Here is a 26,598-nt window from a genome sequence, read left to right as displayed (position 1 = left end):
CCGACTGCTTCGACCATCTCGACAGCAGGGGATCGAGGGAGCACATGTCGTCCTACTTCACCGACCTGGCCCAGCAGTACATCGACGGCGAGTGGCGCCCCGGGACCGGCTCCTGGGACATCATCGACTTCGACCCGTACGACGGGGAGAAGCTGGCCTCGATCACCATAGCCACGGTCGACGAGGTGGATCAGGCCTACCGCGCGGCCGCCCGCGCCCAGAAGGAGTGGGCCGCGACCAACGCCTACGCCCGCCGGGCCGTCTTCGAGAAGGCGCTGCGGCTGGTCGAGGAGCGGGAGCCGGAGATCACCGACGTGATCATCGCCGAGCTCGGCGGCACCCGTCTGAAGGCCGCTTTCGAACTGCACCTCGCCAAGGAGTTCCTGCGCGAGTCGATCCACCTGGCGCTGCGCCCCGAGGGCAAGATCCTGCCGTCCCCGGTCGACGGCAAGGAGAACCGGGTCTACCGGGTGCCGGTCGGTGTCGTGGGCGTCATCAGCCCCTTCAACTTCCCCTTCCTGCTGTCCCTGAAGTCGGTCGCCCCGGCGCTCGCCCTCGGCAACGGCGTGGTGCTCAAGCCGCACCAGAACACCCCGGTCACCGGCGGCTCCCTGGTCGCGAAGATCTTCGAGGACGCGGGTCTGCCGGGCGGTCTGCTCAACGTCGTCATCACCGACATCGCCGAGATCGGCGACGCATTCATCGAGCACCCCGTCGCCAAGGTCATCTCCTTCACCGGCTCCGACAAGGTCGGGCGGCACGTCGCCACCGTCTGCGCCTCCCACTTCAAGCGCTCGGTCCTGGAACTCGGCGGCAACAGCGCGGTCGTGGTCCTGGACGACGCCGATCTCGACTACGCGGTCGACGCGGCCGTCTTCAGCCGGTACGTCCACCAGGGCCAGGTCTGCATGGCCGCGAACCGGATCATGGTGGACCGCTCGGTCGCCGAGGAGTTCACCGCGAAGTTCGTCGCCAAGGTGAGGTCGCTGAAGGTCGGCGACCCGCGCGACCCGGAGACGGTCATCGGCCCGGTGATCAACTCCACCCAGGCGAACGCGGTGTCGGGCGCCGTCGAGCAGGCGATCGCCGAGGGGGCCACGGCCCTGCTGCGCGGCACCACCACCGACAACCTCGTCGAGCCGTCGGTCCTGACGGACCTGCCCGCCGACTCCTCCCTGCTCCGCCAGGAGGTCTTCGGCCCGGTCGCCTTCGTCATCCCGTTCGACGGCGAGGAGGAGGCGGTCCGGATCGTCAACGACACCCCGTACGGCCTCAGCGGCGCCGTCCACACGGCGGACATCGAGCGGGGTGTGGCCTTCGCCAAGCGGATCGACACCGGCATGTTCCACGTGAACGACGGCACCGTCCACGACGAGCCGCTCGTCCCCTTCGGCGGCGAGAAGCACTCCGGCATCGGCCGGCTGAACGGCGAGACGACCCTGGACGCCTTCACCACGCTGAAGTGGATCTCGGTACAGCACGGCCGGAGCGGGTTCCCGTTCTAGGGTCTTCCGACTGGATCAGGCCGGCTCCGGGAGCGGTGCCAGGGCCCGCGAGCCCGGCTTGATCCGAACGAGAGGCCCTGGCTCTAACCTGGAGCGCATGTCAGCGATCCGTCTCCTCGTGCTGGGCGCCGTCCGCCAGCACGGGCGGGCCCACGGCTACCAGGTGCGCGGCGACCTGGAGTACTGGGGCGCGCACGAGTGGTCCAACGCCAAGCCCGGCTCGATCTACCACGCCCTGAAGCAGATGGCCGGGCAAGGACTGCTGCACGCGCACGAGACCGCCCCGTCCACGGCCGGCGGCCCGCCCCGCACGGAGTACGAGATCACCGACGCCGGCACCGAGGAGTACTTCCGGCTGCTGCGGGAGGCCCTGGTCTCCTACGGCCAGAAGGCGGACGTCCAGTCCGCGGCCATCGGCTTCCTCGTGGACCTGCCCAGGGACGAGGCGATCGCCCTGCTCCAGGAGCGGATCCGGCGGATCGGGCAGTGGCGGACGTCCGTCACCGAGCACTACGTTCCCGAGGACGGACCCGAACAGCTCGGCCACATCGGCGAGATCATGAACCTGTGGGTCCACACGGCCGACTCCGACGCCGCGTGGACCCGGGGACTGATCGGACGCCTGGAACGCGGCGCCTACACCTTCGCCGGCGAGGGCGAGCCGTTCGTCGGCGTCCTGGCCGAGGGCGAGCGGAACCCGTACGCGACGGGCGAACGCCATCCGGGGGACGACCGCTGATCCCGTACGGCACGGCCTAGGGTCCAAACGAGAGGCCCTAGTGGTGGAAGCCGGTGGCCGCGTTCTTGTCCCGGATCAGCGGGTGCGGCTGGCGGCGCAGTTCGGGCAGCTGGCGCCCGAGGTCCTCCAGGAACAGCTCGGCGAGGTCCGCCGAGAACCCGTTGCGGCAGACCACGCGCAGGACGGACAGGTCCTGCCGGTTCGGCGGGAAGGTGTACGCGGGCACCAGCCAGCCGTTCTCGCGCAGCCGCCGGGAGACGTCGAACACGTCGAAGGCCCGCACCTCCGGCGCCGTGGTGAAGGCGAACACCGGCAACTGGTCGCCGCGGGTCAGCAGCCGGAAGTCGCCGAGCGCCTCGATCCGTTCGGCGAGGTGGCGGGCCACGTCCCGGGTGCTCTGCTGCACCAGCCGGTAGCCCTCGCGGCCCAGCCGCAGGAACGAGTAGTACTGGGCGACCACCTGCGCGCCGGGCCGGGAGAAGTTCAGCGCGAAGGTCGGCATGTCACCGCCCAGGTAGTTGACCCGGAAGACCAGCTCCTCGGGCAGCGCCTCCTGGTCCCGCCACAGTGCCCAGCCGACGCCCGGGTACACCAGCCCGTACTTGTGCCCCGAGGTGTTGATCGAGGCCACCCTCGGGAGCCGGAAGTCCCAGACCAGGTCCTTGTCGAGGAAGGGCGCGATCATGCCGCCCGAGGCGCCGTCGACGTGCACCGGGACGTCCAGCCCCGTGCGTTCCTGGAGGGCGTCCAGGGCCGCGCACAGGTCGGCGATCGGCTCGTAGGAGCCGTCGAAGGTGGAGCCCAGGATGCCGACGACCCCGATGGTGTTCTCGTCGCACAGCTCGGCGGCGGCCCGCGGGTCGAGGTGGTAGCGGTCGCCGTCCATCGGGACCTGGCGGGCCTCGACCTCCCAGAAGTTGCAGAACTTCTCCCAGCACACCTGGACGTTGACGCCCATGACGAGGTTCGGGCGCGCGTCCCGGCCGGGATAGCGGTCGGCGTTGCGCTGCGTCCAGCGCCGCTTGAGCGCCATCCCGGCGAGCATGCACGCCTCGCTCGACCCGGTCGTCGAACAGCCCACGGCGGCCGAGGGGTCCGGCGCGTTCCACAGGTCGGCGAGCATCGCCACACAGCGCCGCTCCAGTTCGGCGGTGCGCGGGTACTCGTCCTTGTCGATCATGTTCTTGTCGCGGCACTCGTTCATCAGGACACCGGCCTGCGGCTCCATCCAGGTCGTGACGAACGTGGCCAGGTTCAGCCGGGAGTTGCCGTCCAGCATCAGCTCGTCGTGCACGAGCTGGGACGCCGTCGAAGGCGGCAGGGGCGTGTCGGCGAGCTGGTGCTTGGGCGGCGCCTCGGCCATCTCGACGGCCGGATTCGCCTCCCCGTAGAAGGGGTTGACGGACAGGGGGCGCTCGTCGGGCTTCTCGTGTCCTTGGTGCAGCGGCATGTGGCTGTCTCCTACTGGATCGACGTGATCGATGGGTTCGAGGGGCCGGGGGTGGGGGAGCCGAGGGAGTCGGAGGAGTCGTCGTACGGAAGGTTCGCGGAACCGGGGCGCGGGGCCCGGTCAGCGGACCGCCTTGCCGTCCTTCCCGAGCTGCATCAGCGGCCTGCCGGTCACCAGCAGCCAGGCCGGCAGCGAGGCGGCGCACAGCAGCGCGAGGACGGTCGGCGAGGACACGAGGACCGCGGCCGTGAACAGGCTCACCCAGCCCTGCCGGGTGACGGCCAGGAGCATGCCCAGCACGCCCGCCGCCACCCCGAGCGACTCGGGTACCGCGGGCACGAGGGCGTGCGCGGTCAGCCCGAACGCGGCGCCGACGAACACGGACGGGAAGATCCGCCCGCCGCGGAACCCGCAGGACGCGGCGACGAGCAGCGCGGCCAGCTTCACCACGGCCATGGTCGCGAACTGCCCCGCCGTCCAGGCGCCGGGCTCGCGGGTCAGTTCCGCGACCTCCGACAGCCCCTTGAAGAGCGTGAGGGGGCCGCCCAGCACCGCCAGCAGGCCGAGTACGAGCCCACCGGCGGGAAGTGCCAGCATCGGGTGCCCGAGCCGGGAGAAGGCGCGGTGGACGTACGGGAAGGCGTACACGGCGAGCAGGCCGAGCAGCGCGGCCGCGGAGGCGATCGCCAGCGCGGCCAGGAGGTCGCCCCCGTGCGGCCGGCCGAGAGGAGGAAGGCCCAGGTCGAAGGTGGGGCGGGAGACCAGCGCCGTGGTCATGGCGCCTGCGGTCCCGGCGGCCAGCGGCGCGAAGAGGCTGTCCCACAGCGCCCCCTTCATCGGCCGCCCGGCCAGTGCCTCGGAGATGACGAGCGCGGCGGCCACCGGGGTGCCGAACAGGGCGCCGATCGTCGCCGCCTCCGCCAGCGCCGGCCACAGCGCGCCCGGCAGCCGGGGCAGCAGCCGGCGGCCCAGCGCGAACGCCAGCGCCACGTTCGCCATGATGATGGGGTTCTCGGGGCCCAGGCTCGGCCCGCCGGCCAGCATCAGCATGGCGGCCACCAGCAGCCCCGGCAGCACGCCCGGCGCCACCGCGGTGGCCGTCAGGCCCAGCGTCGCCGGCTCCGGGCCCGCGTGCCCCGGCGCCCTCCACACCACGAGCCCCACCAGGACGCCGGTCGCGGTGAGCACGACCAGCGTCCACACCACCGAGTAGCGCCCGATGCCCAGGGCATCGGGCAGGCTTTCCCACAAAACCCCCTGTAACTGCTCCGCCAGCCCGCTCACCAGCAGGAACAGCAGACTGGAGCCGACTCCGACGGCCAGTGCGGGCAGGAGCAGCGGCAGCAGAGCGCGGGCCGGGGTCGCCGGGGCGGTCGGTGCCTGCTGTGCGGTGTCCTGGGCCACGGGCTCACGATAAACAGACGAAAGCGACACAACGTCCGAGCGAAACACGCTTGCACCTCACGTGGCGTGAGGAGCCACCGTGGACCGCGTACCGAGAAAGGAGCGGAAGTGAGCTACTCCGTGGGACAGGTCGCCGGATTCGCCGGAGTGACGGTGCGCACCCTGCACCACTACGACGACATCGGCCTGCTCGTCCCGGGCGAGCGCAGCCACGCGGGCCACCGGCGCTACGGCGACGCGGATCTCGACCGGTTGCAGCAGATCCTGTTCTACCGGGAGCTCGGCTTCCCGCTCGAGGAGGTCGCGGCCCTGCTCGACGACCCGGAGGCGGACCCCGGCGCGCACCTGCGCCGACGGCACGAGCTGCTGACCGCCCGGATCGAGAAGCTGAGGAAGATGGCCGCGGCCGTGGAGAAGGCCATGGAGGCACGCAGGATGGGCATCGATCTCACGCCGGAGGAGCGGTTCGAGGTCTTCGGCGACCACGACCCCGAGCAGTACGCCGACGAGGTCCGGCAGCGCTGGGGCGACACCGAGGCCTACCGGCAGTCCCAGCGCCGTACCGCCTCGTACACCAAGGAGGACTGGAAGCGGCTCACCGAGGAGCAGGACGCGATCCACCGGCGCATGGCGGCGCTGCTCGACGCGGGCACGCCGGCCGGTTCCGAGGCCGCCATGGACGTGGCCGAGGAACACCGCCGGTTCATCTCCGGCAGCTATTACGACTGCGGGCACGAGATGCACACCTGCCTGGCGCAGATGTACGTCGCCGACCCGCGCTTCACCGCGACCTACGAGAAGATCCGGCCGGGCCTGGCCGCCTACCTGCGCGAGGCGATCCTCGCCAACGCCGAGCGCCACACCGCGTAGGAGACCGGGGGCCCGGGTCCCCGCACCCGGGCCCCCGCCGGTCACTCCCGGGCCAGGACCACGGCCGTGCCATAGGCGCACACCTCCGTGCCGACGTCCGCCGCCTCGGTCACGTCGAAGCGGAAGGCCAGCACCGCGTTGGCGCCCCGCGCGCGTGCCTGCTCGACGAGCCGCTCCATGGCCTGGTTGCGGGTCTGCACCAGTGTCTTGGTGAGCCCCTTGAGCTCACCGCCGATCATCGATTTCAGACCCGCTCCGATCTGGCTGCCCAGGTGCCGGGAGCGGACCGTCAGCCCGAAGACCTCGCCGATGACCTTCTCCACCCGGTGGCCGGGTACGTCGTTCGTCGTCACGACCAGCACGTCCGGCTGGGGCTCCTGGCCGCCGCCGTATTCATCGATGTTCATGGCGCACAGCTTGGCGTGAGCGGACCGCGCAGCGCCATCCCCCGGGCACCCGTGGAACCTTGGGCGTATACCTTGCGTTGGTAGCTTTGTGCGGCACCGCACGAGGCCCCGCCTCGACACCTCGACGCCGCACACCCCATCCCCCTCAGGAGTCCGGAACCGTGACGACGCTTGCCCTCGGCCCGAGCTGGCTGGATCCGAACCACCTGCTCAACTCGTTCGGCATCTGGGGCCTGCTCCTCATCGTCTTCGCCGAGTCGGGTCTGCTCATCGGCTTCTTCCTGCCGGGTGACTCGCTGCTGTTCACCTGCGGTCTGCTGATCACGTCCAAGCAGCTGGACTTCCCGCTGTGGGGTGCCATCGGCCTGATCTGCCTCGCCGCGATCCTGGGCGACCAGGCGGGCTACATGTTCGGCAAGAAGGTCGGGCCGTCGCTCTTCAACCGGCCCGACTCCCGCCTGTTCAAGCAGGAGAACGTCACCAAGGCGCACGAGTTCTTCGAGAAGTACGGCCCGAAGTCCCTGGTCCTGGCCCGCTTCGTGCCCATCGTGCGCACGTTCACGCCGATCATCGCGGGCGTCAGCGGCATGCGGTACCGCTCGTTCCTGGTCTTCAACATCATCGGCGGTGTGCTGTGGGGCGCCGGTGTGACGCTCCTCGGCTCCTGGCTGGGCAACATCGGCTTCGTCAAGGCCAACATCGAGGCGATCCTCATCCTGATCGTCCTCGTCTCGGTGGTCCCGATCATCATCGAGTTCCTGCGCGCCCGCTCCAAGGCCAAGAACGCCCCCGAGGAGCCGGCCGCCCCCGTCCAGCAGCCCGCCGACCCGTACCAGCAGCAGCACGCGCAGCAGTTCCAGCAGCCGGTCATGGACGACGCCACGACCCGCCTGCGCCGCATCGAGCCGCCGCACCAGTACGGCAACCAGAACCACGCCCCGCAGGAGCAGCAGCAGTACGGCTACGGCCAGCAGTACCCGCAGCCGTACCCGCAGCAGCAGCCGTACCCGCAGCAGTCCTACGGCGAGCAGCAGGGCGACTACGACCAGAACCCGCAGTACCCGGACAACGGCGGCTACCACCGCGCCCCGTAGAGCACCGGTCGGATCCGCGGGTCAGAACCCGCGGGTCCGCTTCGCGGCCCGGCGCCCCGCGGCCGAGGCGGCGCCCGGCACCTTGAGGAACAGCCGGGAGATCTCCGAGCCGAGGTTCACCCCGATCGCGATGGCCATGGCGAGCGACACCGCCTTGGCCAGCGAGACCAGTCCCTTGTCGACGTGGTTCTGCGCGATCGACAGCAGACCGAAGTACGTCGCCGAACCCGGTAGCAGCGGCCCTATCGCGGCGGTCGTGTACGGCAGCGCGGAGGCGAACCGGTAGCGGGACAGCAACTGCCCGAACAGGCCCACCAGACCCGCCGCCACGGCCGTGGAGGCCACCGGGGAGATGTTGCCGACGTCGTGCATGGCGCCGTACACCGACCACGCGACACCGCCGTTGAGCGTCACCAGCAGCACGGTGGACCGCTCCTGCTGCAACAGCACGGCGAAGGTCAGCGACAGCAGCATCGCGGCGACGATCTGGAGCACCGGCCGCCGGCTCATGGCGAGCGCGGCGTCCGGATCGAGCGCGGCGCCCAGCTTCACACCGAAGTACAGGACCAGCAGGACGCCTGTGACGATGCCGACGAAGAAGTACATGACCTCCAGCAGGCGCGCGGAGGCGGTGATGTAGAAGCCGGTCAGCCCGTCCTGCACGCCCGCCACCAGCGCCCGCCCCGGCAGCAGCGCGAACAGTCCACCGGTGATGACGGCGGACGCCTTCACGTCGACGTGCGCCACGGTGAGCGCGACGCCGAGCGCGGCCGGCGGCATCGCGGCGACCGTGAACTGGTAGAACTCCGGCAGCCCGCGCCCCGCGCACAGCCACGCGAGCCGGTCGCCGAGCATCGCGCCGAGCGCCGCGGCCACGAAGACGATCAGGTCGCCGCCGACCAGGACGGAGGCCGTGCCCGCGAGCAGCCCGGCGGCCGCGGTCAGCGCCCAGCCGGGGTAGGGGTGCCGGTTGCGGCGGATCTCCGCCAGCCGCCGGTAGGCCTCCTCGAGGGAGAGGTGGGTCTCCGGATCGCTCAGGTCGTCGACGAGCCGGAAGACGGCCGCCAGGCGCGTGTAGTCGGTGCCCCGGCGGCGTACCGTCCTCGACGCCGTCACGGGGTCGTCCACCAGGGACGGCTGGTGGGAGATCGACAGCAGGGTGAAGGTGACGGTCGGCTCGCAGCGGTCCAGGCCGTAGGAGCGGCAGACCGCGAACATCGCCGCCTCCACGTCCTCGGCGCCCTCACCGCCCGCGAGCAGCAGCTCGCCGATACGCAGGGTCAGGTCGAGCACGCGCGGGACGGCGGGACCTTCCTCCTCCGCCTTCTGCACCGGTTCGGGTGCGGGCCGGTCGGCCACCGACATGCGCAGCATGGTGCGCATCCGGTCCTGCCAGGGCACGTCCTTGGGCAGGTTGACCGCCGGGATGCCGCTCGCCGGGGTGAAGGCGGGCGGGGCCTGGCGGGCGCTGTAGGTCCGCGGCGTGCTGAAGGCGGACCCCTCCGGCTCCACGGCCGGCGGCGGTGTGACGTCGAGCCCGTCCGGCACGGCGAACTCGGACGTGGTCTCCGACTCGGTCCCCGTCCTGAGTGCCGTCAGCCCCTCGGGCACGGCGAACTCGGATGTCGTGGACGACTCGCCGTCGGCCGCCGGTACGACCGGAATCACCTGGGTCGCCTGGGTCACCGAGGGCCCGGCGGGAACCCTGAACGCACTCCGCGCCTCGTCCGACTGCGGCTTGCGGTCCTCCGCGTCCGTCACTGAGTAATGCTCCCTGAACGAAACCTTCCGTCAGCCTCAGTATGCGCAGACGGACGTACAGGTACGCGAACGGCCGCACCGCCCCCGTGGGGATGGTGCGGCCCGTGGGACGCGCGGGGGTCAGTGACCGCCGTGCTCCTGGAAACGCTTGATGGAACGCTCGATCTCCGCCTCGGCGTCGGTGCGGCCCACCCAGTCGGCGCCCTCGACGGACTTGCCGGGCTCCAGGTCCTTGTAGACCTCGAAGAAGTGCTGGATCTCCAGGCGGTCGAACTCCGACACGTGGTGGATGTCCCGGAGGTGCTCCACCCGCGGGTCGGACGCCGGCACGCACAGCAGCTTGTCGTCGCCGCCGGCCTCGTCGGTCATCCGGAACATGCCGATCGCGCGGCACTTGATGAGGCAGCCGGGGAAGGTCGGCTCGTCCAGGATGACCAGCGCGTCCAGCGGGTCGCCGTCCTCGCCGAGGGTGTTCTCGACGAAGCCGTAGTCGGCCGGGTAGCTGGTCGAGGTGAAGAGTCGACGGTCCAGGCGGATCCGACCGGTCTCGTGGTCCACCTCGTACTTGTTCCGCGAACCCTTCGGGATCTCGATCGTGACGTCGAACTCCACCGGTGGCTCCTCCATGATCAGCACATAGTTCTGGTGATTAAGTGTCCCTCACGCAGGTGTGTGATCGCGAAAGGGGCTGGTGGTCGTGCCGGAGCTGAGAGCCTGGCGGGCCGCGAGACCGCGCCTGACCCGTCTCGCACGGGCCGCACGGCTGCGGCTCGTACGGGCCGCGCGGGCCGTGAAACCGCGGGTCGCGCGGCTCACGGGGACCGTCGGGTCGCGGCTCGCTGAGCCGAAGACCTGGCAGTACACCGCGGGTGCCGCCACGGCCGGGCTGGCACTCGCGGCCGGTGTGGTGACCGCCGCCGGGCCCTGGGACTCCACCGGCCAGCGTACGGCCGAGCGGGACCGGGCCGCGGCACTGGGGCGCACGGGTGGCGCAGATCACGGCCGCGGGACCGATACGCCGGATCCGTCCCGTACATCCGATGCGTCCAGGTCTGCGTCCGACGGCGGGGCGAAGCCCGCGCCCAGCGCCGTGCCGGTGCTCGTGGGCCTCGGCGGCTCCGGCGACCCGGTGCGGCCCGCGTCGGACGCCTCGGCCGTCGCGGCCGCCCTGGACCCGCTGCTGGGGGACTCCGCCCTCGGCACCCACCACGCCGCGGCCGTCGTCGACATCACCAGCGGCGAGCGGCTCTACGGCCAGGACGCCGGCGACCCGCTCGTCCCCGCCTCCACCACCAAGATCGCCACCGCCGTCGCCGCGCTGTCCGCCCTCGGCCCCGACCACCGGCTCACCACCCGCGCTGCCCTGGAGCCCGGCACCGGGAAACTCGTCCTGATCGGGGGCGGCGACCCCACGCTCACCGCCCGCAAGGACGCCGGGAACCTGGCGAGCCTGCGCACCCTCGCCGCCGACACGGCGACCGCGCTGACCAGGCGCGGCGTGACCGAGGTGACGCTCTCGCACGACACCACCTTCTACGCCGGTTCCCTGCTGCACCCCATCGGCGTGAACGACAACCTCGCCCCGGTCAGCGCCCTGATGACCGACGAGGCCCGCACCGACGGCTCGGCCAGCGGCCCGGCCCCGCGCGTGGCCGACCCGGCGGCGGACGCCGCCCGCGCCTTCGCCGACCTGCTGTCCGGCCACGGCATCCGGACCACGGTCGCCGGTCCCGCCAAGGCGTCCGGCCGCGCGGAGACCCTGGCCACCGTCTCCTCGCCCCCGCTGTCGAGCCTGGTCGAACGGATGCTCACCAACAGCGACAACGACCTCGCCGAGGCCCTGGCCCGCCAGACGGCCGCCGCGACGGGCGGACGGGCGGACTTCGACGGGGGCGCCGCCGCGATCGCCGCCCAGCTGAGGAAACTCGGTCTGCCCTTGACGGGCGCCGACTTCCACGACGGCAGCGGGCTCAACCGCGCCGACCGTCTCACCGCGGACCTGCTCACGGCCCTGCTGGCCAAGGCGGCCGATCCGGCCGACCCCGGCCTCCGCCCGGTCCTCACCGGCCTCCCGGTCGCCGGCTTCACCGGCACCCTGACCAGTCGCTACGCGGACGGCGCGGCCGGGCTCGTACGGGCGAAGACGGGCACGCTGACGGGCGTCAACACCCTCGCGGGCACGGTCGTCGCCCGCAACGGCCACCTGCTGGCCTTCGCCTTCCTCGCCGAGAACACCACCGGCCCGGACGCAGCCCAGTCGGCCCTGGACCACGCGGTCACGACCTTGGCCACCTGCGCCTGCGACTGACCCCCCACAGCTGCTCCATCCCCGTCCGACCCGCGCAACCCGCCTCGGCCGCACCCACGACGCCCCTGCCGCTCACGGACCCACGGAGCCCGCGGCACCGGCGCAGGAGCCTGCCCGGCTGCCGCCGCGCGGCTGTGGCGTCCCCGCGTCCGGCAGGGGGCGTGCCGCCGAGCCCCGCCGCGCGGGCATCGGTGGACCACCGCCCCGATGCCCGCAAGGGCAGGCCGTGCATGGCGCCGTGGGACGGGGGCGCACGACCGGCGCGCCATTCGGGGCACGGTCAGTCGGGCATGGGGCCGGACCGGCCGCGTCGGCCTTGCACGCTCGCAATCGGTCCTCCGTCAGGGCCACAGGGCCGGCGCAGCCCGTCCGCTGCCGCCGCACGGCCGTGGGGTTGCCGCGTCCGGCAGGGGCCGTGCCGCCGGACCCCGCCGCGCGGGCGTCGGTGGATCACCGCTCCGGCGCCAGCACGGGCACGGCTGCGGCGCCGTGGGGCAGGGGCGGCGTACGACCGGCGCGTCAGTCGGGCACGGGCCGGACGGGCCGTGCCCTCTGCCACGGCCGCACCACGGCCGGCCCAGCCCGTTCAGAGACCGTCCGGCCGCCGCCGTCCCCGCCGTGAGTCAGGCTCGGCAGTCCCGAATGTCCCGGACGCGACTCGGCGCAGCCAGGACCACGGCCGGAACACAAAGGGCCCCCAACCCAGCGTCACGGCCTGCCCCCAACGGCAGTGCTCACGTACCGTTGACACATGACGAGCATCGGTGGTGCTGCAACTCCCGGGATGGTCGACTGGAATCTCGCGGTCGCGACCGCGACCCGGCTGGTACGGCCGGGTCCCGAGGTGAGCCGGGACGAGGCCCGGGACGTCGTCGCGGAACTGCGCCGGCACGCCAAGGCGTCCGAGGGACACGTCCGCGGGTTCACCCGCCTGGGCACCCACGAGGCCCACGACACCCCCGTACTCGTGGTCGACCGCCCCGGCTGGGTCCGGGCGAACGTCGCCGGGTTCCGCGAGATCCTCAAACCGCTCCTGGACAAGATGCAGGAGCGACGCGGCGGCACCCCCGGCGGCGCGGTCCTCGGCGCCGTCGGCGGCAAGGTCACCGGCGTGGAGCTCGGGATACTGCTGTCTTTCCTGGCCTCCCGCGTCCTCGGCCAGTACGAGACCTTCGCCCCCGCCACCCGCGACCTGCCGGCCGGCGGTCCCCCCGACTCGCCCGGCGGCGGCCGGCTGCTGCTCGTCGCCCCCAACATCGTCCACGTCGAGCGTGAACTCGACGTCGACCCGCACGACTTCCGCCTGTGGGTGTGCCTGCACGAGGAGACGCACCGCACGCAGTTCACCGCCGTGCCCTGGCTGCGCGACCACCTCGAGGGTGAGATCCAGTCCTTCCTCGCGGAGACGGACGTCGACCCCATGGCGCTCCTGGAGCGCATCCGCGAGGCCGCCCAGTCGCTGGCCGGCGGCCGCCCCGAGGGCGAGGAGGACGACGGCGGCCACTCCCTGGTCGAGATGGTCCAGACTCCGGCCCAGCGCGAGATCCTCGGCCGCCTCACCGCCGTGATGTCCCTCCTGGAGGGCCACGCCGACTACGTGATGGACGGCGTCGGCCCGGACGTCGTACCGACCGTGGCGGAGATCCGCGAGAAGTTCCAGCAGCGCCGCGCCAGGGGCGCCTCCCGCCTGGACATGGCCCTGCGCAAGCTGCTCGGCCTGGACGCCAAGCTGCGGCAGTACCGCGACGGCGAGCGCTTCGTACGCGCGGTCGTCGAGCAGGTCGGCATGGACGGCTTCAACCGGGTGTGGACCTCCCCCAACACCCTTCCCACCAAGGCGGAGATCTCCAAGCCGGCGGACTGGATCGCACGGGTGCACCGCAGGGCCGAACCGTGACCACGAGTGCGAGGGAGCGCGAGAGCCGGGAAAGCGCGCCGCCGCATCCGGCCTACGGCAGGAGAACGCCACTTCAATCACTCGTCCGAGGGACCGTGAGCCATGCGTAGGCGTGCAATGCTCGGGGAACGGCCTGCTTCTGTCACCATCGACGCACTCTGAGTGACCGATATCGGGCTCACCCCCCGAAGACTCTGTGAAGGGAACCGGACATGGGTCCCCATCCTGCGGTCGCGGCGATACGCCTGGCGGTACGCCGCGTCCTCCACGACATCCTCGACGAACAGCTCTCGTCCCACCCCGCGCCGGCGCCCGCGCCCGCCCGGCCGGGCCCCCTGCCCGCGCAGCTCCCCGGGCAGCCCCCGCACGGCGCGTCGACGCCGGGCCCCGTCCGGGCGCCCGCCCCGCAGGCCTCCCACGGCTCGCCGGCCCCGCAGGCCGCATCGGCCTCGCCCGCCGCCGCACAGGACACATCGGCCCCCCACGAGCGTCCGCCGTCGCCGCTCGTGCTCGTGGCCTGCTCCGGCGGCGCCGACTCCATGGCGCTCGCCTCCGCCCTCGCCTTCGAGGCCCCCAAACTCGGCATCCGGGCCGGCGGCGTCACCGTCGACCACGGCCTGCAAGCCGGCTCCGACCTGCGCGCCGAGGAGGTCGCCCAGCGGCTGCGCGGACTGGGCCTGGACCCGGTCGAGGCCGTCGCCGTCAGCGTCGGCCGCGAGGGCGGGCCCGAAGCCGCCGCCCGCGCCGCCCGCTACGCCGCCCTCGACGCCGCCGCCGAACGCCACGGCGCCCACGCCGTCCTGCTCGGCCACACCCGCGACGACCAGGCCGAGACGGTGCTCCTCGGCCTCGCCCGCGGCTCCGGCATCCGCTCCCTGTCGGGAATGGCCGCGGTCTCGGGGGCCGGCGGCCGTTACCGCCGCCCCTTCCTGCACATCGACCGGCAGACCGCCCGCAAGGGCTGCATGGTCCAGTCCCTGCCCGTCTGGGACGACCCGCACAACACGGACCCGGCCTACACCCGCTCCCGGCTGCGCCACGAGGGCCTCCCGGCCCTGGAGAAGGCCCTCGGCAAGGGCGTCGTGGAGGCCCTCGCGCGCACCGCCCAGCTCTCCCGCGACGACGCCGACGCCCTCGACGCCTGGGCCGGCCAGGCCGAGGCCACCGTCCGCGACGACGCCGGCCGCCTGGAGTGCGCCAAGCTGTACGCCCTGCCCCCCGCCGTACGCCGCCGCATCCTGCGCCGGGCCGCCATCGACGCGGGCGCTCCGGCCGGTTCGCTGTTCGCCCGGCACATCGAGGAAGTGGACCGGCTGATCACCGGTTGGCGCGGCCAGAAGGCCATCAACCTCCCCGGCAGGGTCGTCGCCCAGCGGCAGGGTGGCAGACTGGTGATTCGGCAAGGCTGAATCGGGAACCTCGGCCGGCCCGCTGACGCGGAGCCCGGAGGAGGACCGTCAACGCCGGTGAGACGACCGAAAGTGATGCGGGTGGACGCGAAAGACATGGGTGCCGACCTCGAGAAGGTGCTCATCACCAAGGAAGAGATCGACGCGAAGCTGGCCGAGCTGGCGGCGAAGATCGACGCGGAGTACGCGGGCAAGGACCTGCTGATCGTCGGCGTCCTCAAGGGCGCGGTGATGGTCATGGCGGACCTCGCCCGGGCGCTGTCCACCCCCGTCACCATGGACTGGATGGCCGTGTCCTCGTACGGCGCGGGCACCCAGTCCTCCGGCGTCGTGCGCATCCTCAAGGACCTCGACACCGACATCAAGGGCAGGCACGTCCTGATCGTCGAGGACATCATCGACTCCGGGCTGACCCTCTCCTGGCTGATCTCCAACCTCGGCTCCCGGGAGCCCGCCTCCCTGAAGGTGTGCACGCTGCTGCGCAAGCCCGAGGCCGCGAAGGTCGCCATCGACGTGGAGTGGGTCGGTTTCGACATCCCCAACGAGTTCGTCGTCGGCTATGGCCTGGACTACGCCGAGAAGTACCGGAACCTGCCGTTCGTCGGTACGCTCGCACCCCACGTCTACGGCGGCTGACCCCGAAGGGCTCAAGCGCGGTACGTGATCGGGAACCCCGGCGGCACCGAAGCCGTTGGAGCAAGCAGACGGGTACGTCGGCCCTACGGTGCGGCTTCGAGCCCCAATGCTGGGGTACCGTCAGAAGAACTGTCTTATCAAACTCACTATGGCAGGAGGGACGGGGCGACACCGCTCCGTATGGATGGACGTGAAGCGATACTTCCGTGGGCCGGTCATGTGGATCGTGCTGGCCGTCCTTGCCGTGGTCGTGTTGATGAATGTCGTCGGTCAGTCCGGCGGCTACAAGACGGTGGACACGGGCAAGGTCGTAGCGGCGATCAATGACAACAGGGTCCAGCAGGCCAAGCTGACCACGGGCGACGAGCAGACCATCAAGGTCGAGCTCAAGGACGGCCAGAAGGTCGACGGCAGCTCGAAGATCCAGGCGAGCTACATCGGCGACCAGGGCGTGACCATCGCCAACACGCTGCAGACCAAGTACCAGGACAAGCAGATCCCGAAGGGCTACACGGTCTCGCCGTCGAAGCAGAGCCCCTTCGTCGGCATCCTGCTCTCCCTGCTCCCCTTCGTTCTCATCGTGGTCGTCTTCCTGTTCCTGATGAACCAGATGCAGGGCGGCGGCTCCCGGGTCATGAACTTCGGCAAGTCCAAGGCCAAGCTCATCACCAAGGACACCCCGAAGACGACGTTCTCGGACGTGGCGGGCGCGGACGAGGCCGTCGAGGAGCTCCACGAGATCAAGGAGTTCCTCCAGGAGCCGGCCAAGTTCCAGGCCGTCGGGGCGAAGATCCCCAAGGGCGTGCTGCTCTACGGCCCGCCCGGCACCGGCAAGACCCTGCTCGCGCGTGCCGTCGCGGGCGAGGCCGGCGTCCCGTTCTACTCGATCTCCGGTTCCGACTTCGTCGAGATGTTCGTCGGCGTCGGCGCCTCCCGCGTCCGTGACCTGTTCGAGCAGGCCAAGGCGAACGCCCCGGCGATCGTCTTCGTCGACGAGATCGACGCGGTCGGCCGTCACCGCGGCGCCGGCCTCGGCGGCGGTCACGACGAGCGCGAGCAGACGCTGAACCAGCTGCTGGTCGAGATGGACGGATTCGACGTCAAGGGCGGCGTGATCCTGATCGCGGCCACCAACCGGCCCGACATCCTCGACCCGGCGCTGCTGCGTCCGGGCCGATTCGACCGCCAGATCGCCGTGGACCGCCCCGACATGCAGGGCCGTCTGGAGATCCTGAAGGTCCACCAGAAGGGCAAGCCGGTCGCGCCCGACGTCGACCTGTCCGCCGTCGCCCGCCGCACCCCCGGCTTCACGGGTGCCGATCTGTCCAACGTCCTGAACGAGGCCGCGCTGCTGACGGCCCGCAGTGACAAGAAGCTGATCGACAACCACATGCTGGACGAGGCGATCGACCGCGTGGTCGCCGGCCCGCAGAAGCGGACCCGGATCATGTCGGACAAGGAGAAGAAGATCACCGCGTACCACGAGGGCGGTCACGCCCTGGTCGCGGCGGCTTCGCCGAACTCCGATCCGGTCCACAAGATCACGATCCTGTCCCGCGGCCGGGCCCTCGGCTACACGATGGTCCTGCCCGACGAGGACAAGTACTCCACGACCCGCAACGAGATGCTGGACCAACTCGCCTACATGCTGGGCGGCCGCGCGGCCGAGGAACTGGTCTTCCACGACCCAACCACGGGCGCGGCGAACGACATCGAGAAGGCCACCACCACGGCCCGCGCGATGGTCACCCAGTACGGCATGACCGAGCGTCTCGGCGCGATCAAGTTCGGCGGCGACAACACCGAGCCGTTCCTCGGACGTGAGATGGCTCACCAGCGCGACTACTCGGAAGAGGTCGCCGCGCTGGTGGACGAGGAAGTCAAGAAGCTCATCGAGAACGCGCACAACGAGGCCTGGGAGATCCTGGTCGAGAACCGCGACGTCCTCGACAACCTCGTCCTGGCCCTCCTGGAGAAGGAGACCCTGGGCAAGGAGGAGATCGCCGAGATCTTCGCCCCGATCGTCAAGCGGCCGCCGCGGCCCGCCTGGACCGGCTCCTCCCGCCGCACCCCGTCCACCCGCCCGCCGGTGCTCTCCCCGAAGGAGCTCGCACTGACGAACGGGGCCAACGGCTCGACGGCGGCGATCAGCACGGTCAAGTCCACGGCGACGGAGCCCGCCCCGGCCACGGAGCAGGTGCCGGAGGACCGTCCGGACAACTGACCGGAGCCCGCACCGGGCCCCCAACGGCCCCGGAATGCATGCCGCGCCCCCCAGGTTCTAGCCTGGGGGGCGCGGCATTTCGCATGTCCGCAGATCAGACACACAGGAACGAGGCTTCACATGACCGACCCCGTGACGCTGGACGGCGAGGGCTTCCTCGGAGAGTTCGACGAGAAGCGTGCCGAGAACGCCGTGCGCGAACTCCTCATCGCGGTCGGCGAGGACCCGGACCGTGAAGGCCTGCGGGAGACTCCGGGACGGGTGGCCCGGGCGTACAAGGAGATATTCGCGGGACTGTGGCAGCAGCCCGAGGACGTGCTGACGACGACGTTCGACCTGGGTCACGACGAGATGGTGCTGGTCAAGGACATCGAGGTGTTCTCGACCTGCGAGCACCACCTCGTACCGTTCCGCGGTGTCGCGCACGTCGGCTACATCCCGTCCACCAGCGGGAAGATCACGGGGCTGTCGAAGCTGGCCCGGCTCGTGGACGTCTACGCCCGCCGCCCGCAGGTGCAGGAGCGGCTCACCACCCAGATCGCGGACTCGCTGATGGAGATCCTGGAGCCGCGCGGGGTGATCGTCGTGGTGGAGTGCGAGCACATGTGCATGTCGATGCGGGGCATCCGCAAGCCCGGCGCGAAGACCATCACCTCGGCCGTGCGCGGTCAGCTGCGGGACGCCGCGACGCGGAACGAGGCGATGAGCCTCATCATGGCGCGCTGACGCGGACGGCGCCCGGCCGCGCCCGCCCGCTCACCCGCGTACGCCGCCCGCCGGGCTCATGCCGTCGGTTCCGACCCCGGCGGGTTCTGGTCGTCGTCCTCCGGGAGTTTGCAGACCCGTTCGAGGAACAGGGCGGCCGCTATCACCGCGATGCCGGCGAGGACCGAGAAGCCGGCGTAGACGGCCTGGTCGCGGCGGGCCGGGATGTCGAGGAGTTCCAGCAGGGCGACGCCCGTGCCGCCGTACACGCCGGCGACAAGGGCGGCGACCAGGGCGCTGGCCTGGCCGAAGACGACCGCGCGGGCGGCCATCATGAGGTCGACGCCCTTGGCTCCGGGCCGCCGCTCGCGCTGGGCCTTCAGCCGGGCGCGCAGGGAGAGCGCCGTGGACAGGAGGACCGCGGCGATCAGGGCGAGGACGATGGGGGCGGCCAGCGGGACGCCGGGGAGTGTCCCCACCGCGTTCCACAGCCGGGCGCCCGCCCAGGACAGCACCCCGGCGACGACGAACACGCCTGCCAGCACCCTGATACGCAGCTCTCTCACGGTGTCCCTTCAGCTCCCCCGGACCGAGGCCGGTCGCAGACCTTGCGTCGCCCTGACCTTAACGACTACTCGGGCAGCCGGAGTTCCAGGTCCGCCCGAGGCTCGACGCCCTCCCGGGTGAGCGCGGTCAGCAGATCGGCCACCGCACCCCGGCCCGGGAGCTGCGCGTCCGGGTCCACGTCGTACCACGGGGCGAGGACGAAGGCGCGTTCGTGGGCGCGCGGGTGAGGGAGCGTGAGGAGCGGATCGTCGGAGACGGTCTCCGCGTGGGCGACGATGTCGACGTCGATGGTGCGCGGCCCCCAGCGCTCGTCGCGGACCCGGTTGAAGGCCTCCTCGATGGCGTGGGCGCGCTCCAGCAGCGAGGACGGCGGCAGCGTGGTCTTGAGGATCACCACCGCGTTGAAGTACGACGGCTGGCTGCCGGGCTCGACGCCCCACGGCTCCGTCTCGTAGACCGGGGAGACGGCCTTGACGCGGACGCCGGGCGTGTCCTCCAGGGCGTCGACGGCCCCCTGGAGGGTCTCCAGGCGGTTGCCGAGGTTGGAGCCGATCGAGATCACGGCACGCTTGGGGTTCTGCAGAGTGGTGTCCGCGGCGTCGACCTTCTCGACGACCGAGGCGGGCACCGGCTGCACGGTCGGGTCGGTGGGCCCTTTGGTGAAAGGCGCGTTCATACTCGGCTCCGGGTGATGGTGACGGTCACGTCGTCGAAGGGAACGGTGATCGGTGCGTCCGGCTTGTGGACGCAGACCTCGACCTCCAGGACCCCGTCGTGCTTCAGACAGACCTGGGCGATGCGCTCGGCGAGCGTTTCGATGAGGTTCACGGGCTCGCCCTCCACCACGGCCACGACCTCCTCGGCCACGATTCCGTAGTGCACGGTCTTCGCCAGGTCGTCGTCGGCCGCGGCCGGCCGGGTGTCGACTCCCAGGACGATGTCCACGAGGAAGGTCTGGCCCTCCTCGCGTTCCTTGGGGAACACACCGTGGTGCCCGCGGGCCCTCAGGCCGCGCAGCGCGACACGATCCACGCGAATCACTCCTGCAATCGTCGGCGGCGACCGGTCCCTGCCGCGTGCGGGCGGCACACCGGCCTGGCACGAATCTACCTGCGGGCACTGACGGAGCCGGGCCGCGGGGAGGCGGGGCGAGCCGGGCCCGGCAGGTTTCACCGTGTGTTTCCCCTGGAGAACCCGGTTGCTCACGGACCGGTGGGCGGCCCTTTTCCCGAAGTCCGTGATTCCGGCCACTCCGCGTCCCTGCTTCAGCGCCTACCCACTCAGGCGGGCGTGTCGTCGTCCTCGGCACCGTCGTTTTCGGCCAGAACGGGAGAGGCGTGGTGAGACCAGAGTTTCCATCCGAGACCAGTGCGACGGAACACGTTGGTGGCGACGACGAGCTGTCCCACCAGCGGGCCGAGCTCGCCGCCGGCCGCGGGGGCGGGGCCGCCGCTGAGGATGTTCTCGGTGCAGGTCACCAGAGCGGTGTTGCCGGTCACCGAGACGTGCACATCGGTGAGGAAGAACTGGATGTAGTCGGTGTTCGCCATGATCAGCGCGTAGGAGCGCAGCACCTCGCCGCGTCCCGTGAGGACCGGCCAGCCGGGGTGCACGCACGAGATCACGCCGGTGTCGGCGGGGTCGTGGTACTCCTCGTCGACGCCCAGGTCGGAGGGGGTGAGCCAGAGCGCGGACAACTCCTCGAAGTCACCCCGCTCCATGGCCTCGTAGTAGGCGGTGTTGGCCGCCTCCACCTGCTCGACGTCGGTGTGGGGCGCGCTCACCGGTCTCCTTCGGCGGGGCCGTGCGCACCGCGTCTGCCGTCCGCCTCCCCGTCGTCGGAGGAGTGCGCCCGGTCCTCCGGTGTGCTCCCGGGGGTGCGTGCCTCTTCCACGGCGCGGGCGACGCGTACCGCGTCCGCCGTCGCGCGGACCTCGTGGACGCGCACGGCCCAGGCGCCGGCGTGCGCGGCGAGGGCGGAGACGGCGGCGGTGGCGGCGTCGCGCTCGCGCGCGGGCGGGGGCGCGCCCTCCGGGCCTGCCAGCACCCGCCCGAGGAACCGCTTGCGGGAGGCGGCGACCAGGACGGGGTGGCCGAGCCCGCGCAGGCGGTCGAGGTGGGCCAGGAGCGTGAGGTCGTGCCCGGCCTCCTTGGAGAAGCCGAGACCGGGGTCGACGACGATGCGGTCGGCGGCGATCCCGCCCTCCAGGACGGCCTCCACACGCGCGTGCAGCTCGTCGACGACCTCGGAGACGACGTCCTCGTACACCCCGCTGACGTTGCCGCCCTCCAGGAAGCCGCGCCAGTGCATCACGACGAAGGGGGCGCCCGCCTCCGCGACCACGGGGATCATGGCGGGGTCCGCGAGGCCGCCGCTGACGTCGTTGACGAGGGCGGCGCCGGCCGCGAGGGCCTGTTCGGCGACGCGGGCGCGCATGGTGTCGACGGAGATCGTGACGCCCTCGGCGGCGAGGCCGCGCACCACGGGGATGACGCGCCGCAGTTCCTCGTCCTCGTCGACGCGGGTGGCGCCGGGCCGGGTGGACTCGCCGCCGACGTCGATCAGGTCCGCGCCCTGGGCGACCAGGTCCAGGCCGTGCTTGACGGCGGTGGTCGTGTCGAACCAGCGGCCTCCGTCGGAGAAGGAGTCGGGGGTCACGTTCACGACCCCCATGACCGCGCACCGGCCCCACGCCGGAAGGCCCGCCACGCGGCCGCGCCCGCTGAAGTTGCTCATACGTTCAGCGTAGGCCCCGTCCCTGGCCCCCTCGTGCCGTGGCCCGGGCGGAGCCTCCCTGTGCTGGAGGGGGCGGGAGGTCCGCCCGGGCCGGTCGGGGGTCATGCCGCGCGCACGTCCCCTTCCGCCACCGAGTGCGCGCAGGCGCTCCGGGCGGCGGTGCGGCGGCGCAGGAAGCGCGGCAGCGGCAGGGCGAGGTCGACGAAGCCCTCGGCCTGCATGGCGGCGAAGCCGATGCGGGGCAGGTCCGAGGAGGCGCGGTAGACGACGAACCGCGGCTCCCAGCGGGGCTGGAACTTGGCGTTGAACTTGTACAGCGACTCGATCTGGAACCAGCGGGAGAGGAAGACCAGCAGCCCGCGCCAGGCGCGCAGCACCGGGCCCGCGCCGATCTTCTCGCCCCGCGCCAGCGCCGAGCGGAACATCGCGAAGTTCAGCGATATGCGGGTGATGCCGAACTTCGGGGCGGCCTGGAGCGCCGCCACGATCAGCAGTTCGTTCATGCCGGGGTCGGCCGAGCGGTCGCGCCGCATCAGGTCCAGGGACACGCCGTCCCCGCCCCACGGCACGAAGTGCAGGATCGCCTTCAGATCGCCGTACTCGCCCGGCTCCTCGTCCTGCTTGTGGGCGGTGGCGATGAGGCACTCGCCGTCGGCCGGGTCGCCGATCCGGCCGAGCGCCATGGAGAAGCCGCGTTCGGTGTCGGTGCCGCGCCAGTCCTCGGCGGCCCGCCGGACCCGCTCCAGCTCGGTGCCGCCGAGGTCACGGATGCGCCGCACCCGGGTTTCGTAGCCGGCTCGCTCGATGCGCTTGACCATCTGGCGGACGTTGCGCATCGCGCGTCCGGCGAGCGAGAAATCCGCGACGTCGACCACCGCCTCGTCGCCCAGTTCCAGGGCGTCCAGACCGGTCTCCCGGGTCCACACCTCACCGCCGGTCTCGGAGCAGCCCATCACGGCGGGCGTCCAGGAGTGGGCCTTGGCCTCGTCCATGAAGCGCTCGATGGCACCCGGCCAGGCCTCGACGTCGCCGATGGGGTCGCCGCTTGCGAGCATCACGCCGGAGACGACGCGGTACGTCACCGCCGCCTTGCCGCTGGGGGAGAACACGACCGCCTTGTCGCGGCGCAGCGCGAAGTGGCCGAGGGAGTCGCGGCCGCCGTGCCGGTCCAGCAGCTCACGCAGCCGGGTCTCGTCCTCCTCGGTCAGGCGCGCCGCCGGGTGCTCGGGCCGGAAGGCCAGATAGACGGTGGTGACGGCGGTGAGCCAGCCGAGGGCACCGAGGGAGAAGGCGACGGTCCAGGAGGTGTTGCCCTGGTAGTCCACCGGGCCCTCGAAGCCGATCAGGCCGTAGACGACATGGGTCAGCCGGTCCGCCACGCTGGGGTCGCCGACCATGCGGTGCGTGTGCACGCTGACGATGATCAGACCCAGGGCCAGTGAGCCGGCGCTCATGAGGACGAAGTTGGCCAGCGCCCGCCAGCGGCTGCGCGGGTCCGGCAGCGCGGCGAACTCGCCGCGGTGGATCAGCAGCGGCGCGAGCAGCGCCAGCGAGATGACCACCCCGACGATCGAGTGCCGGTAGACGAACTCCGCCGCCGCACCGGCCGGCAGCAGGACCACGGCCGCGCGCCAGGCCCGGCGCTTGCGCCGTTTCAGGCCGTGCGCGAGCAGCAGCAACAGCACGCCCACGCTGAGCGAGAGCGCCGCGGCGAACGGGCCGAAGGAGCCCGGCAGCACCTCGGCCAGGGCGTGCATGCGGCTGTGCCGGAAGCGCGGGAAGACCCCCGCGGCGATGTCCAGGAGACCGACGACCGCGCAGGCCCTGGCGACCAGCACGGGGACGGCCTCGGGGCGCGGGCCGCGGAGTATGCGCCGCACCCTGCTCGATCGGTCCGGAACCCCGTCCGACAATTCCCCATCTATCCTGACAGACATCGCATCCCGTAGTTCTGCGAGAGACCTTGAATCCGGTGCCGATCCGGGCATCCGGCGACATTGCGCCCTCTAGGACGGTGTCTCGGGGAGAGAGGTTCACTCCCCACCGGAAAGTCGGGTCAAAGGGCAGGGAAAGTCCAAGGCAAGCCCTCGCAAGGAAGCGTCGGCGGGCCCTGGGCGGGAAGCGTAGGCAGGAAAAGCCCATGGGTCTCATGAGCAACAAAGTGCTGGTACTGGCGATCCTCTGCGCCGTGCTGCTGTTCGTCGGCACGGTGTGGCTCTGGCCGCGTCTGGCCCGCGGCACCTGGCGCGCGGTGACCGGACGCGTCGGCATTCTGCTGGCCACGCAGGTGGCGGTCTTCGCCTGCGTCGGACTCGCCGCCAACCAGGCCTTCGGCTTCTACGCCAGCTGGGCGGACCTGTTCGGGCAGGAGAACACGCCCGGGGTTGTCATGAACAACTCGGCGCACGGCCGCACCGGCGGACCCCTCCAGGTGATCGGCACCCAGCATGTGCGGCTGGACAACGGCGACCGGCCGGACGTCTCCGGCCAGATCCAGCAGGTCGCCATCGTGGGCCGTACGACGCACATCGCCTCGCCCGCGTTCGTCTACCTGCCCCCGGAGTACTTCCAGCCGCAGTACCGGACCCGTACCTTCCCGGCGGCCGTGGTCCTCACCGGCTATCCGGGCACCGCGCAGTCGCTGATCAGCAAGCTGCGCTACCCGCACACCGCGCAGGAGCTCGCCAGGACCGGGCGGATGCAGCCGATGATCCTGGTGATGCTGCGGCCCACGGTGGCGCCGCCGCGTGACACGGAGTGCGTGGACATCCCGGGCGGCCCGCAGACCGAGTCGTTCTTCGCCAAGGATCTGCCGTCCGCGGTTCTCGCGCACTACCGGGTCGGAAAGAAACCGGGCAGCTGGGGCATCGTCGGCGACTCCACGGGCGGTTACTGCGCGCTGAAACTCGCCCTGCACCATCCCGAGGTTTATGCCGCCGGCGCGGGCCTGTCCCCGTACTACAAGGCGCCCACCGACCCGACCACGGGTGATCTTTTTCAAGGGGACAGGAACCTTCGGAATCGTGCCGATCTGATGTGGAGCATCAAGCACCTGACGGCGCCCGACACTTCGCTGCTCGTCACCAGCAGCAGGCTCGGCGAGACCAACTACAGGTCGACGCTCAGGTTCATCGACGCGGTGAAGGCGACGAACAGGACGCGGATCGCGTCCATCATCCTCGACAGCGGCGGCCACAACTTCAACACCTGGCGGCGCGAGATCCCCGCGACGTTGCAGTGGTTGAGCGACCTGCTCGGCGACCACTGAAAATGATCTTGTTGAAACGGCGGCGGAAGTGAAGGAAGGAGAGCGGGCCGGAGCGACGGAAGGCGAGGGGAGAAGCGGAGGAAAACGCGGCCGGAACTTCCGCTGTCACATGAAGGTTTCGTTATGGCTGTCTTTTTGCGGGGCGGCCCGGCATGATTCGCGTACGCGCGGTAAGTTTCTGGCCATGCCACGTGGACGTCACCGCCATTCCCCACCCCTGCACAGGCTGTTGCCTTCCTCGGCGATCGCCGGCGTCGCTGTCGTCTGCGCCCTTGGTCCCTGGGCGTTCACGGACGCGGTGGTGCTGCGGATGCTCGCCGGGACCGCCGCGGTGACCGCTGTTCTCGGCGCGTTCGTCATGCGCCGCTGGGACGCGCAGGCCGGACGGCGGGTAGCCGACCTCACACGCGCGCGTGCGAGCGACGAGTGGCGATTCGAGGAACGGGTCGCGGAACTCGAGACCGACCTCGAGGAATCGCGCGAACTGCGCGGCCGCCTCGAGCAGAAGCTGCGCGCCAGGCGCACGGAGCTCGCGGGGCTGCGCAACGAGCACGCGTCGCTGCTGCGGCGGTACGCCACGGCGGAGACCGAGCGCGCGAGCGCGCTGGAGGGCCGCCGCCTGCTGGAGATCGAGACCGACTCCGACATGCTCGCGCTGCCCGCCGCGCCGGCGGCCGCTCCGGACGACGCGGGCACGGAGACGCACGAGTCCGCGGCCCCCGCGACCGGGCCCACCGAGAAGAAGCCGGGGGCCGCGGCCCCCGCCGTGTTCTCCCCGGAGGGGTCCGAGTTGTACCTGCGTGCCGAGGCCGCGCTGTCGCGGTTGGGCAAGGGCGGCGCCCGGGCGGCGCGGACGGACGAGGCCACGAAGGCGGGCTCCTCCGAGGAAACTGACATGGCGTCGGAGACCGACCCGGTGCGGGAGACGGCCGTGACGGCGGACGGCGACGCCGACCCGGATCCCGCGCGGGAGACCGGGACGGCCGCCACGCCCGAGCACGCGGCCGCCACGACCGAGACGGCCGCCACGACCGAGACGGCTGAGACGACCGAGGCGGCCGACCCGAGTGACCCCGCCGAGGTGACCGGGGTGGCTGAACCCGCCGGACCCGCCGGACCCGCCGACCCGGCCGAACCTGCCGACCGGTCCACCGCCGCCGATTCGGGCGAGAAGGCCGCACCGGTCCCCTCCGCCACGGCGGTCGAGCCGGCCAAGGCCGCGCCGCAATCGCAACTGCCCTCCGGACACTTCACCGTGCCGACCGCGGTGGCCGTCGTACCGGCCGCGCCCGCGCGGCGCCCGCTGGTCGAGGGCGGATTCGACTTCTTCGGCACGAAGAAGGAAGCGGCGGACACCGGGCCGGGCACCGTCCGGAACGACGGCCTCGCCGACGTGGTGGGCCAGGAGGCGCTCGCCCTGCACAAGGCGGAGGCCGAGTCCCAGTACAAGCCGGCCGACGCCGACGCGCCGGCCGCCGGCCGTCAGATCATCGACCTGACGGCCCACGACGAGACGGAACGGATCGACCTTCCGGGGTTGCGCACCGCGGCCTCCTGACGGCCGTCTCCCACGCCACACCGCGACGCCGGGCGCCCGCCCGGCGTCGCGCTCGTTTC

23 protein-coding genes are annotated in these 26,598 nt (G+C 71.6%); 12 read left to right on the top strand and 11 right to left on the bottom strand.

Annotated elements, in window-relative coordinates:
- The first annotated feature begins 44 nt into the window (after positions 1-44).
- Entirely contained in the window at positions 45-1,505 is a 1,461-nt protein-coding gene (locus TNCT6_RS13550; RefSeq protein WP_141359613.1) for an aldehyde dehydrogenase family protein, read from the top strand.
- Positions 1,506-1,602: 97 nt separating this feature from the next.
- Positions 1,603-2,244, top strand: a complete 642-nt coding sequence (locus TNCT6_RS13545; RefSeq protein ID WP_141359612.1) for a PadR family transcriptional regulator — start codon at positions 1,603-1,605, stop codon at positions 2,242-2,244.
- A 37-nt stretch (positions 2,245-2,281) separates the two neighbouring features.
- On the opposite strand, the gene TNCT6_RS13540 is transcribed toward TNCT6_RS13545, so the two are convergent.
- Together TNCT6_RS13540 and TNCT6_RS13535 are read right to left on the bottom strand one after the other, a co-directional pair.
- Positions 2,282-3,694, bottom strand: a complete 1,413-nt coding sequence (locus TNCT6_RS13540; protein ID WP_141359611.1) for a glutamate decarboxylase — start codon at positions 3,692-3,694, stop codon at positions 2,282-2,284.
- A gap of 120 nt (positions 3,695-3,814) precedes the next feature.
- Positions 3,815-5,098, bottom strand: coding sequence for an ion channel protein (locus TNCT6_RS13535; RefSeq protein ID WP_141359610.1), 1,284 nt, complete (start codon positions 5,096-5,098; stop codon positions 3,815-3,817).
- A gap of 108 nt (positions 5,099-5,206) precedes the next feature.
- On the opposite strand from TNCT6_RS13535, the gene TNCT6_RS13530 reads away from it, so the two are divergent.
- On the top strand, positions 5,207-5,968 hold the full coding sequence (locus TNCT6_RS13530; RefSeq protein ID WP_141359609.1) for a MerR family transcriptional regulator: 762 nt from the start codon (positions 5,207-5,209) through the stop codon (positions 5,966-5,968).
- A gap of 41 nt (positions 5,969-6,009) precedes the next feature.
- Here TNCT6_RS13530 and TNCT6_RS13525 read toward each other — a convergent pair whose 3' ends face one another.
- Positions 6,010-6,375 carry a YbjQ family protein gene (locus TNCT6_RS13525; protein ID WP_141359608.1) on the bottom strand — a complete coding sequence of 122 codons (366 nt, stop codon included), beginning with the start codon at positions 6,373-6,375 and terminating at the stop codon, positions 6,010-6,012.
- 161 nt (positions 6,376-6,536) lie between these two features.
- Between TNCT6_RS13525 and TNCT6_RS13520 the strand changes: the two genes are divergently transcribed.
- The gene (locus TNCT6_RS13520; RefSeq protein WP_141359607.1) at positions 6,537-7,469 is read left to right on the top strand and encodes a DedA family protein; all 933 of its coding nucleotides are present in this window, start codon (positions 6,537-6,539) and stop codon (positions 7,467-7,469) included.
- Positions 7,470-7,490: 21 nt separating this feature from the next.
- On the opposite strand, the gene TNCT6_RS13515 is transcribed toward TNCT6_RS13520, so the two are convergent.
- Together TNCT6_RS13515 and TNCT6_RS13510 are read right to left on the bottom strand one after the other, a co-directional pair.
- Positions 7,491-9,230, bottom strand: a complete 1,740-nt coding sequence (locus TNCT6_RS13515) for a threonine/serine exporter ThrE family protein (RefSeq protein ID WP_141359606.1) — start codon at positions 9,228-9,230, stop codon at positions 7,491-7,493.
- Positions 9,231-9,350: 120 nt separating this feature from the next.
- Entirely contained in the window at positions 9,351-9,842 is a 492-nt protein-coding gene (locus TNCT6_RS13510) for an inorganic diphosphatase (protein WP_141366388.1), read from the bottom strand.
- Between the two features lie 79 nt (positions 9,843-9,921).
- Here TNCT6_RS13510 and dacB point away from each other — a divergent pair, with 79 nt between their 5' ends.
- From dacB to folE, 6 genes are all read left to right on the top strand, one after another.
- Positions 9,922-11,538, top strand: a complete 1,617-nt coding sequence (gene dacB, locus TNCT6_RS13505; protein ID WP_141359605.1) for a D-alanyl-D-alanine carboxypeptidase/D-alanyl-D-alanine-endopeptidase — start codon at positions 9,922-9,924, stop codon at positions 11,536-11,538.
- A gap of 751 nt (positions 11,539-12,289) precedes the next feature.
- Positions 12,290-13,435 (top strand): zinc-dependent metalloprotease, encoded by a 1,146-nt coding sequence (locus TNCT6_RS13500; RefSeq protein WP_141359604.1) that lies wholly within the window; start codon positions 12,290-12,292, stop codon positions 13,433-13,435.
- Between the two features lie 212 nt (positions 13,436-13,647).
- Complete coding sequence (gene tilS / locus TNCT6_RS13495) at positions 13,648-14,844, top strand: tRNA lysidine(34) synthetase TilS (RefSeq protein ID WP_141359603.1); 1,197 nt, start codon at positions 13,648-13,650, stop codon at positions 14,842-14,844.
- Between the two features lie 75 nt (positions 14,845-14,919).
- On the top strand, positions 14,920-15,480 hold the full coding sequence (hpt, locus tag TNCT6_RS13490) for a hypoxanthine phosphoribosyltransferase (RefSeq protein WP_141366386.1): 561 nt from the start codon (positions 14,920-14,922) through the stop codon (positions 15,478-15,480).
- A 184-nt stretch (positions 15,481-15,664) separates the two neighbouring features.
- A complete protein-coding gene (gene ftsH, locus TNCT6_RS13485) occupies positions 15,665-17,704 on the top strand; it encodes an ATP-dependent zinc metalloprotease FtsH (RefSeq protein WP_141359602.1) in 2,040 nt (679 codons plus the stop codon).
- A 120-nt stretch (positions 17,705-17,824) separates the two neighbouring features.
- Positions 17,825-18,430, top strand: coding sequence for a GTP cyclohydrolase I FolE (gene folE / locus TNCT6_RS13480; RefSeq protein ID WP_141359601.1), 606 nt, complete (start codon positions 17,825-17,827; stop codon positions 18,428-18,430).
- A gap of 56 nt (positions 18,431-18,486) precedes the next feature.
- Here folE and TNCT6_RS13475 read toward each other — a convergent pair whose 3' ends face one another.
- The 6 genes from TNCT6_RS13475 to TNCT6_RS13450 all read right to left on the bottom strand — a co-directional run bounded on the left by TNCT6_RS13475 (position 18,487) and on the right by TNCT6_RS13450 (position 23,650).
- The gene (locus tag TNCT6_RS13475) at positions 18,487-18,975 is read right to left on the bottom strand and encodes a DUF3180 domain-containing protein (protein WP_141359600.1); all 489 of its coding nucleotides are present in this window, start codon (positions 18,973-18,975) and stop codon (positions 18,487-18,489) included.
- 65 nt (positions 18,976-19,040) lie between these two features.
- Positions 19,041-19,652: a 2-amino-4-hydroxy-6-hydroxymethyldihydropteridine diphosphokinase gene (gene folK, locus TNCT6_RS13470; RefSeq protein WP_141359599.1), complete on the bottom strand. Its 612-nt coding sequence runs from the start codon at positions 19,650-19,652 to the stop codon at positions 19,041-19,043.
- Positions 19,649-20,008, bottom strand: a complete 360-nt coding sequence (gene folB, locus TNCT6_RS13465; RefSeq protein WP_141359598.1) for a dihydroneopterin aldolase — start codon at positions 20,006-20,008, stop codon at positions 19,649-19,651. The genes folK and folB overlap by 4 nt, the downstream gene beginning before the upstream one ends.
- 248 nt (positions 20,009-20,256) lie before the next feature.
- Positions 20,257-20,760 carry a nuclear transport factor 2 family protein gene (locus TNCT6_RS13460; RefSeq protein ID WP_141359597.1) on the bottom strand — a complete coding sequence of 168 codons (504 nt, stop codon included), beginning with the start codon at positions 20,758-20,760 and terminating at the stop codon, positions 20,257-20,259.
- The gene (folP, locus tag TNCT6_RS13455; RefSeq protein ID WP_141359596.1) at positions 20,757-21,713 is read right to left on the bottom strand and encodes a dihydropteroate synthase; all 957 of its coding nucleotides are present in this window, start codon (positions 21,711-21,713) and stop codon (positions 20,757-20,759) included. The genes TNCT6_RS13460 and folP overlap by 4 nt, the downstream gene beginning before the upstream one ends.
- Positions 21,714-21,814: 101 nt before the next feature.
- The gene (locus TNCT6_RS13450) at positions 21,815-23,650 is read right to left on the bottom strand and encodes a phosphatidylglycerol lysyltransferase domain-containing protein (protein ID WP_373996168.1); all 1,836 of its coding nucleotides are present in this window, start codon (positions 23,648-23,650) and stop codon (positions 21,815-21,817) included.
- A 203-nt stretch (positions 23,651-23,853) separates the two neighbouring features.
- Here TNCT6_RS13450 and TNCT6_RS13445 point away from each other — a divergent pair, with 203 nt between their 5' ends.
- Positions 23,854-24,981 carry an esterase family protein gene (locus TNCT6_RS13445; RefSeq protein WP_141359594.1) on the top strand — a complete coding sequence of 376 codons (1,128 nt, stop codon included), beginning with the start codon at positions 23,854-23,856 and terminating at the stop codon, positions 24,979-24,981.
- 184 nt (positions 24,982-25,165) lie between these two features.
- Complete coding sequence (locus TNCT6_RS39840; protein WP_172632894.1) at positions 25,166-26,539, top strand: hypothetical protein; 1,374 nt, start codon at positions 25,166-25,168, stop codon at positions 26,537-26,539.
- Positions 26,540-26,598: the final 59 nt, after the last annotated feature.

It is taken from the genome of Streptomyces sp. 6-11-2, assembly GCF_006540305.1.
In the GTDB taxonomy this organism is placed as follows: Bacteria; Actinomycetota; Actinomycetes; order Streptomycetales; family Streptomycetaceae; genus Streptomyces.
Note: the sequence above shows the minus strand (reverse complement) of the source record. Positions and strands in the feature narration are given on the sequence as shown.

What these genes read in the sequence shown, in the direction of transcription:
- TNCT6_RS13550 (WP_141359613.1), top strand. Translation starts at nt 45, where the DNA reads ATGTCGTCCTACTTCACCGACCTGGCCCAGCAGTACATCGACGGCGAG.
- TNCT6_RS13545 (WP_141359612.1), top strand. Translation starts at nt 1,603, where the DNA reads ATGTCAGCGATCCGTCTCCTCGTGCTGGGCGCCGTCCGCCAGCACGGG.
- TNCT6_RS13540 (WP_141359611.1), bottom strand. Translation starts at nt 3,694, where the DNA reads ATGCCGCTGCACCAAGGACACGAGAAGCCCGACGAGCGCCCCCTGTCC.
- TNCT6_RS13525 (WP_141359608.1), bottom strand. Translation starts at nt 6,375, where the DNA reads ATGAACATCGATGAATACGGCGGCGGCCAGGAGCCCCAGCCGGACGTG.
- TNCT6_RS13500 (WP_141359604.1), top strand. Translation starts at nt 12,290, where the DNA reads ATGACGAGCATCGGTGGTGCTGCAACTCCCGGGATGGTCGACTGGAAT.
- tilS (WP_141359603.1), top strand. Translation starts at nt 13,648, where the DNA reads ATGGGTCCCCATCCTGCGGTCGCGGCGATACGCCTGGCGGTACGCCGC.
- hpt (WP_141366386.1), top strand. Translation starts at nt 14,920, where the DNA reads ATGCGGGTGGACGCGAAAGACATGGGTGCCGACCTCGAGAAGGTGCTC.
- ftsH (WP_141359602.1), top strand. Translation starts at nt 15,665, where the DNA reads ATGGACGTGAAGCGATACTTCCGTGGGCCGGTCATGTGGATCGTGCTG.
- folE (WP_141359601.1), top strand. Translation starts at nt 17,825, where the DNA reads ATGACCGACCCCGTGACGCTGGACGGCGAGGGCTTCCTCGGAGAGTTC.
- folK (WP_141359599.1), bottom strand. Translation starts at nt 19,652, where the DNA reads ATGAACGCGCCTTTCACCAAAGGGCCCACCGACCCGACCGTGCAGCCG.
- folP (WP_141359596.1), bottom strand. Translation starts at nt 21,713, where the DNA reads ATGAGCAACTTCAGCGGGCGCGGCCGCGTGGCGGGCCTTCCGGCGTGG.
- TNCT6_RS13450 (WP_373996168.1), bottom strand. Translation starts at nt 23,650, where the DNA reads ATGTCTGTCAGGATAGATGGGGAATTGTCGGACGGGGTTCCGGACCGA.
- TNCT6_RS13445 (WP_141359594.1), top strand. Translation starts at nt 23,854, where the DNA reads ATGGGTCTCATGAGCAACAAAGTGCTGGTACTGGCGATCCTCTGCGCC.
- TNCT6_RS39840 (WP_172632894.1), top strand. Translation starts at nt 25,166, where the DNA reads ATGCCACGTGGACGTCACCGCCATTCCCCACCCCTGCACAGGCTGTTG.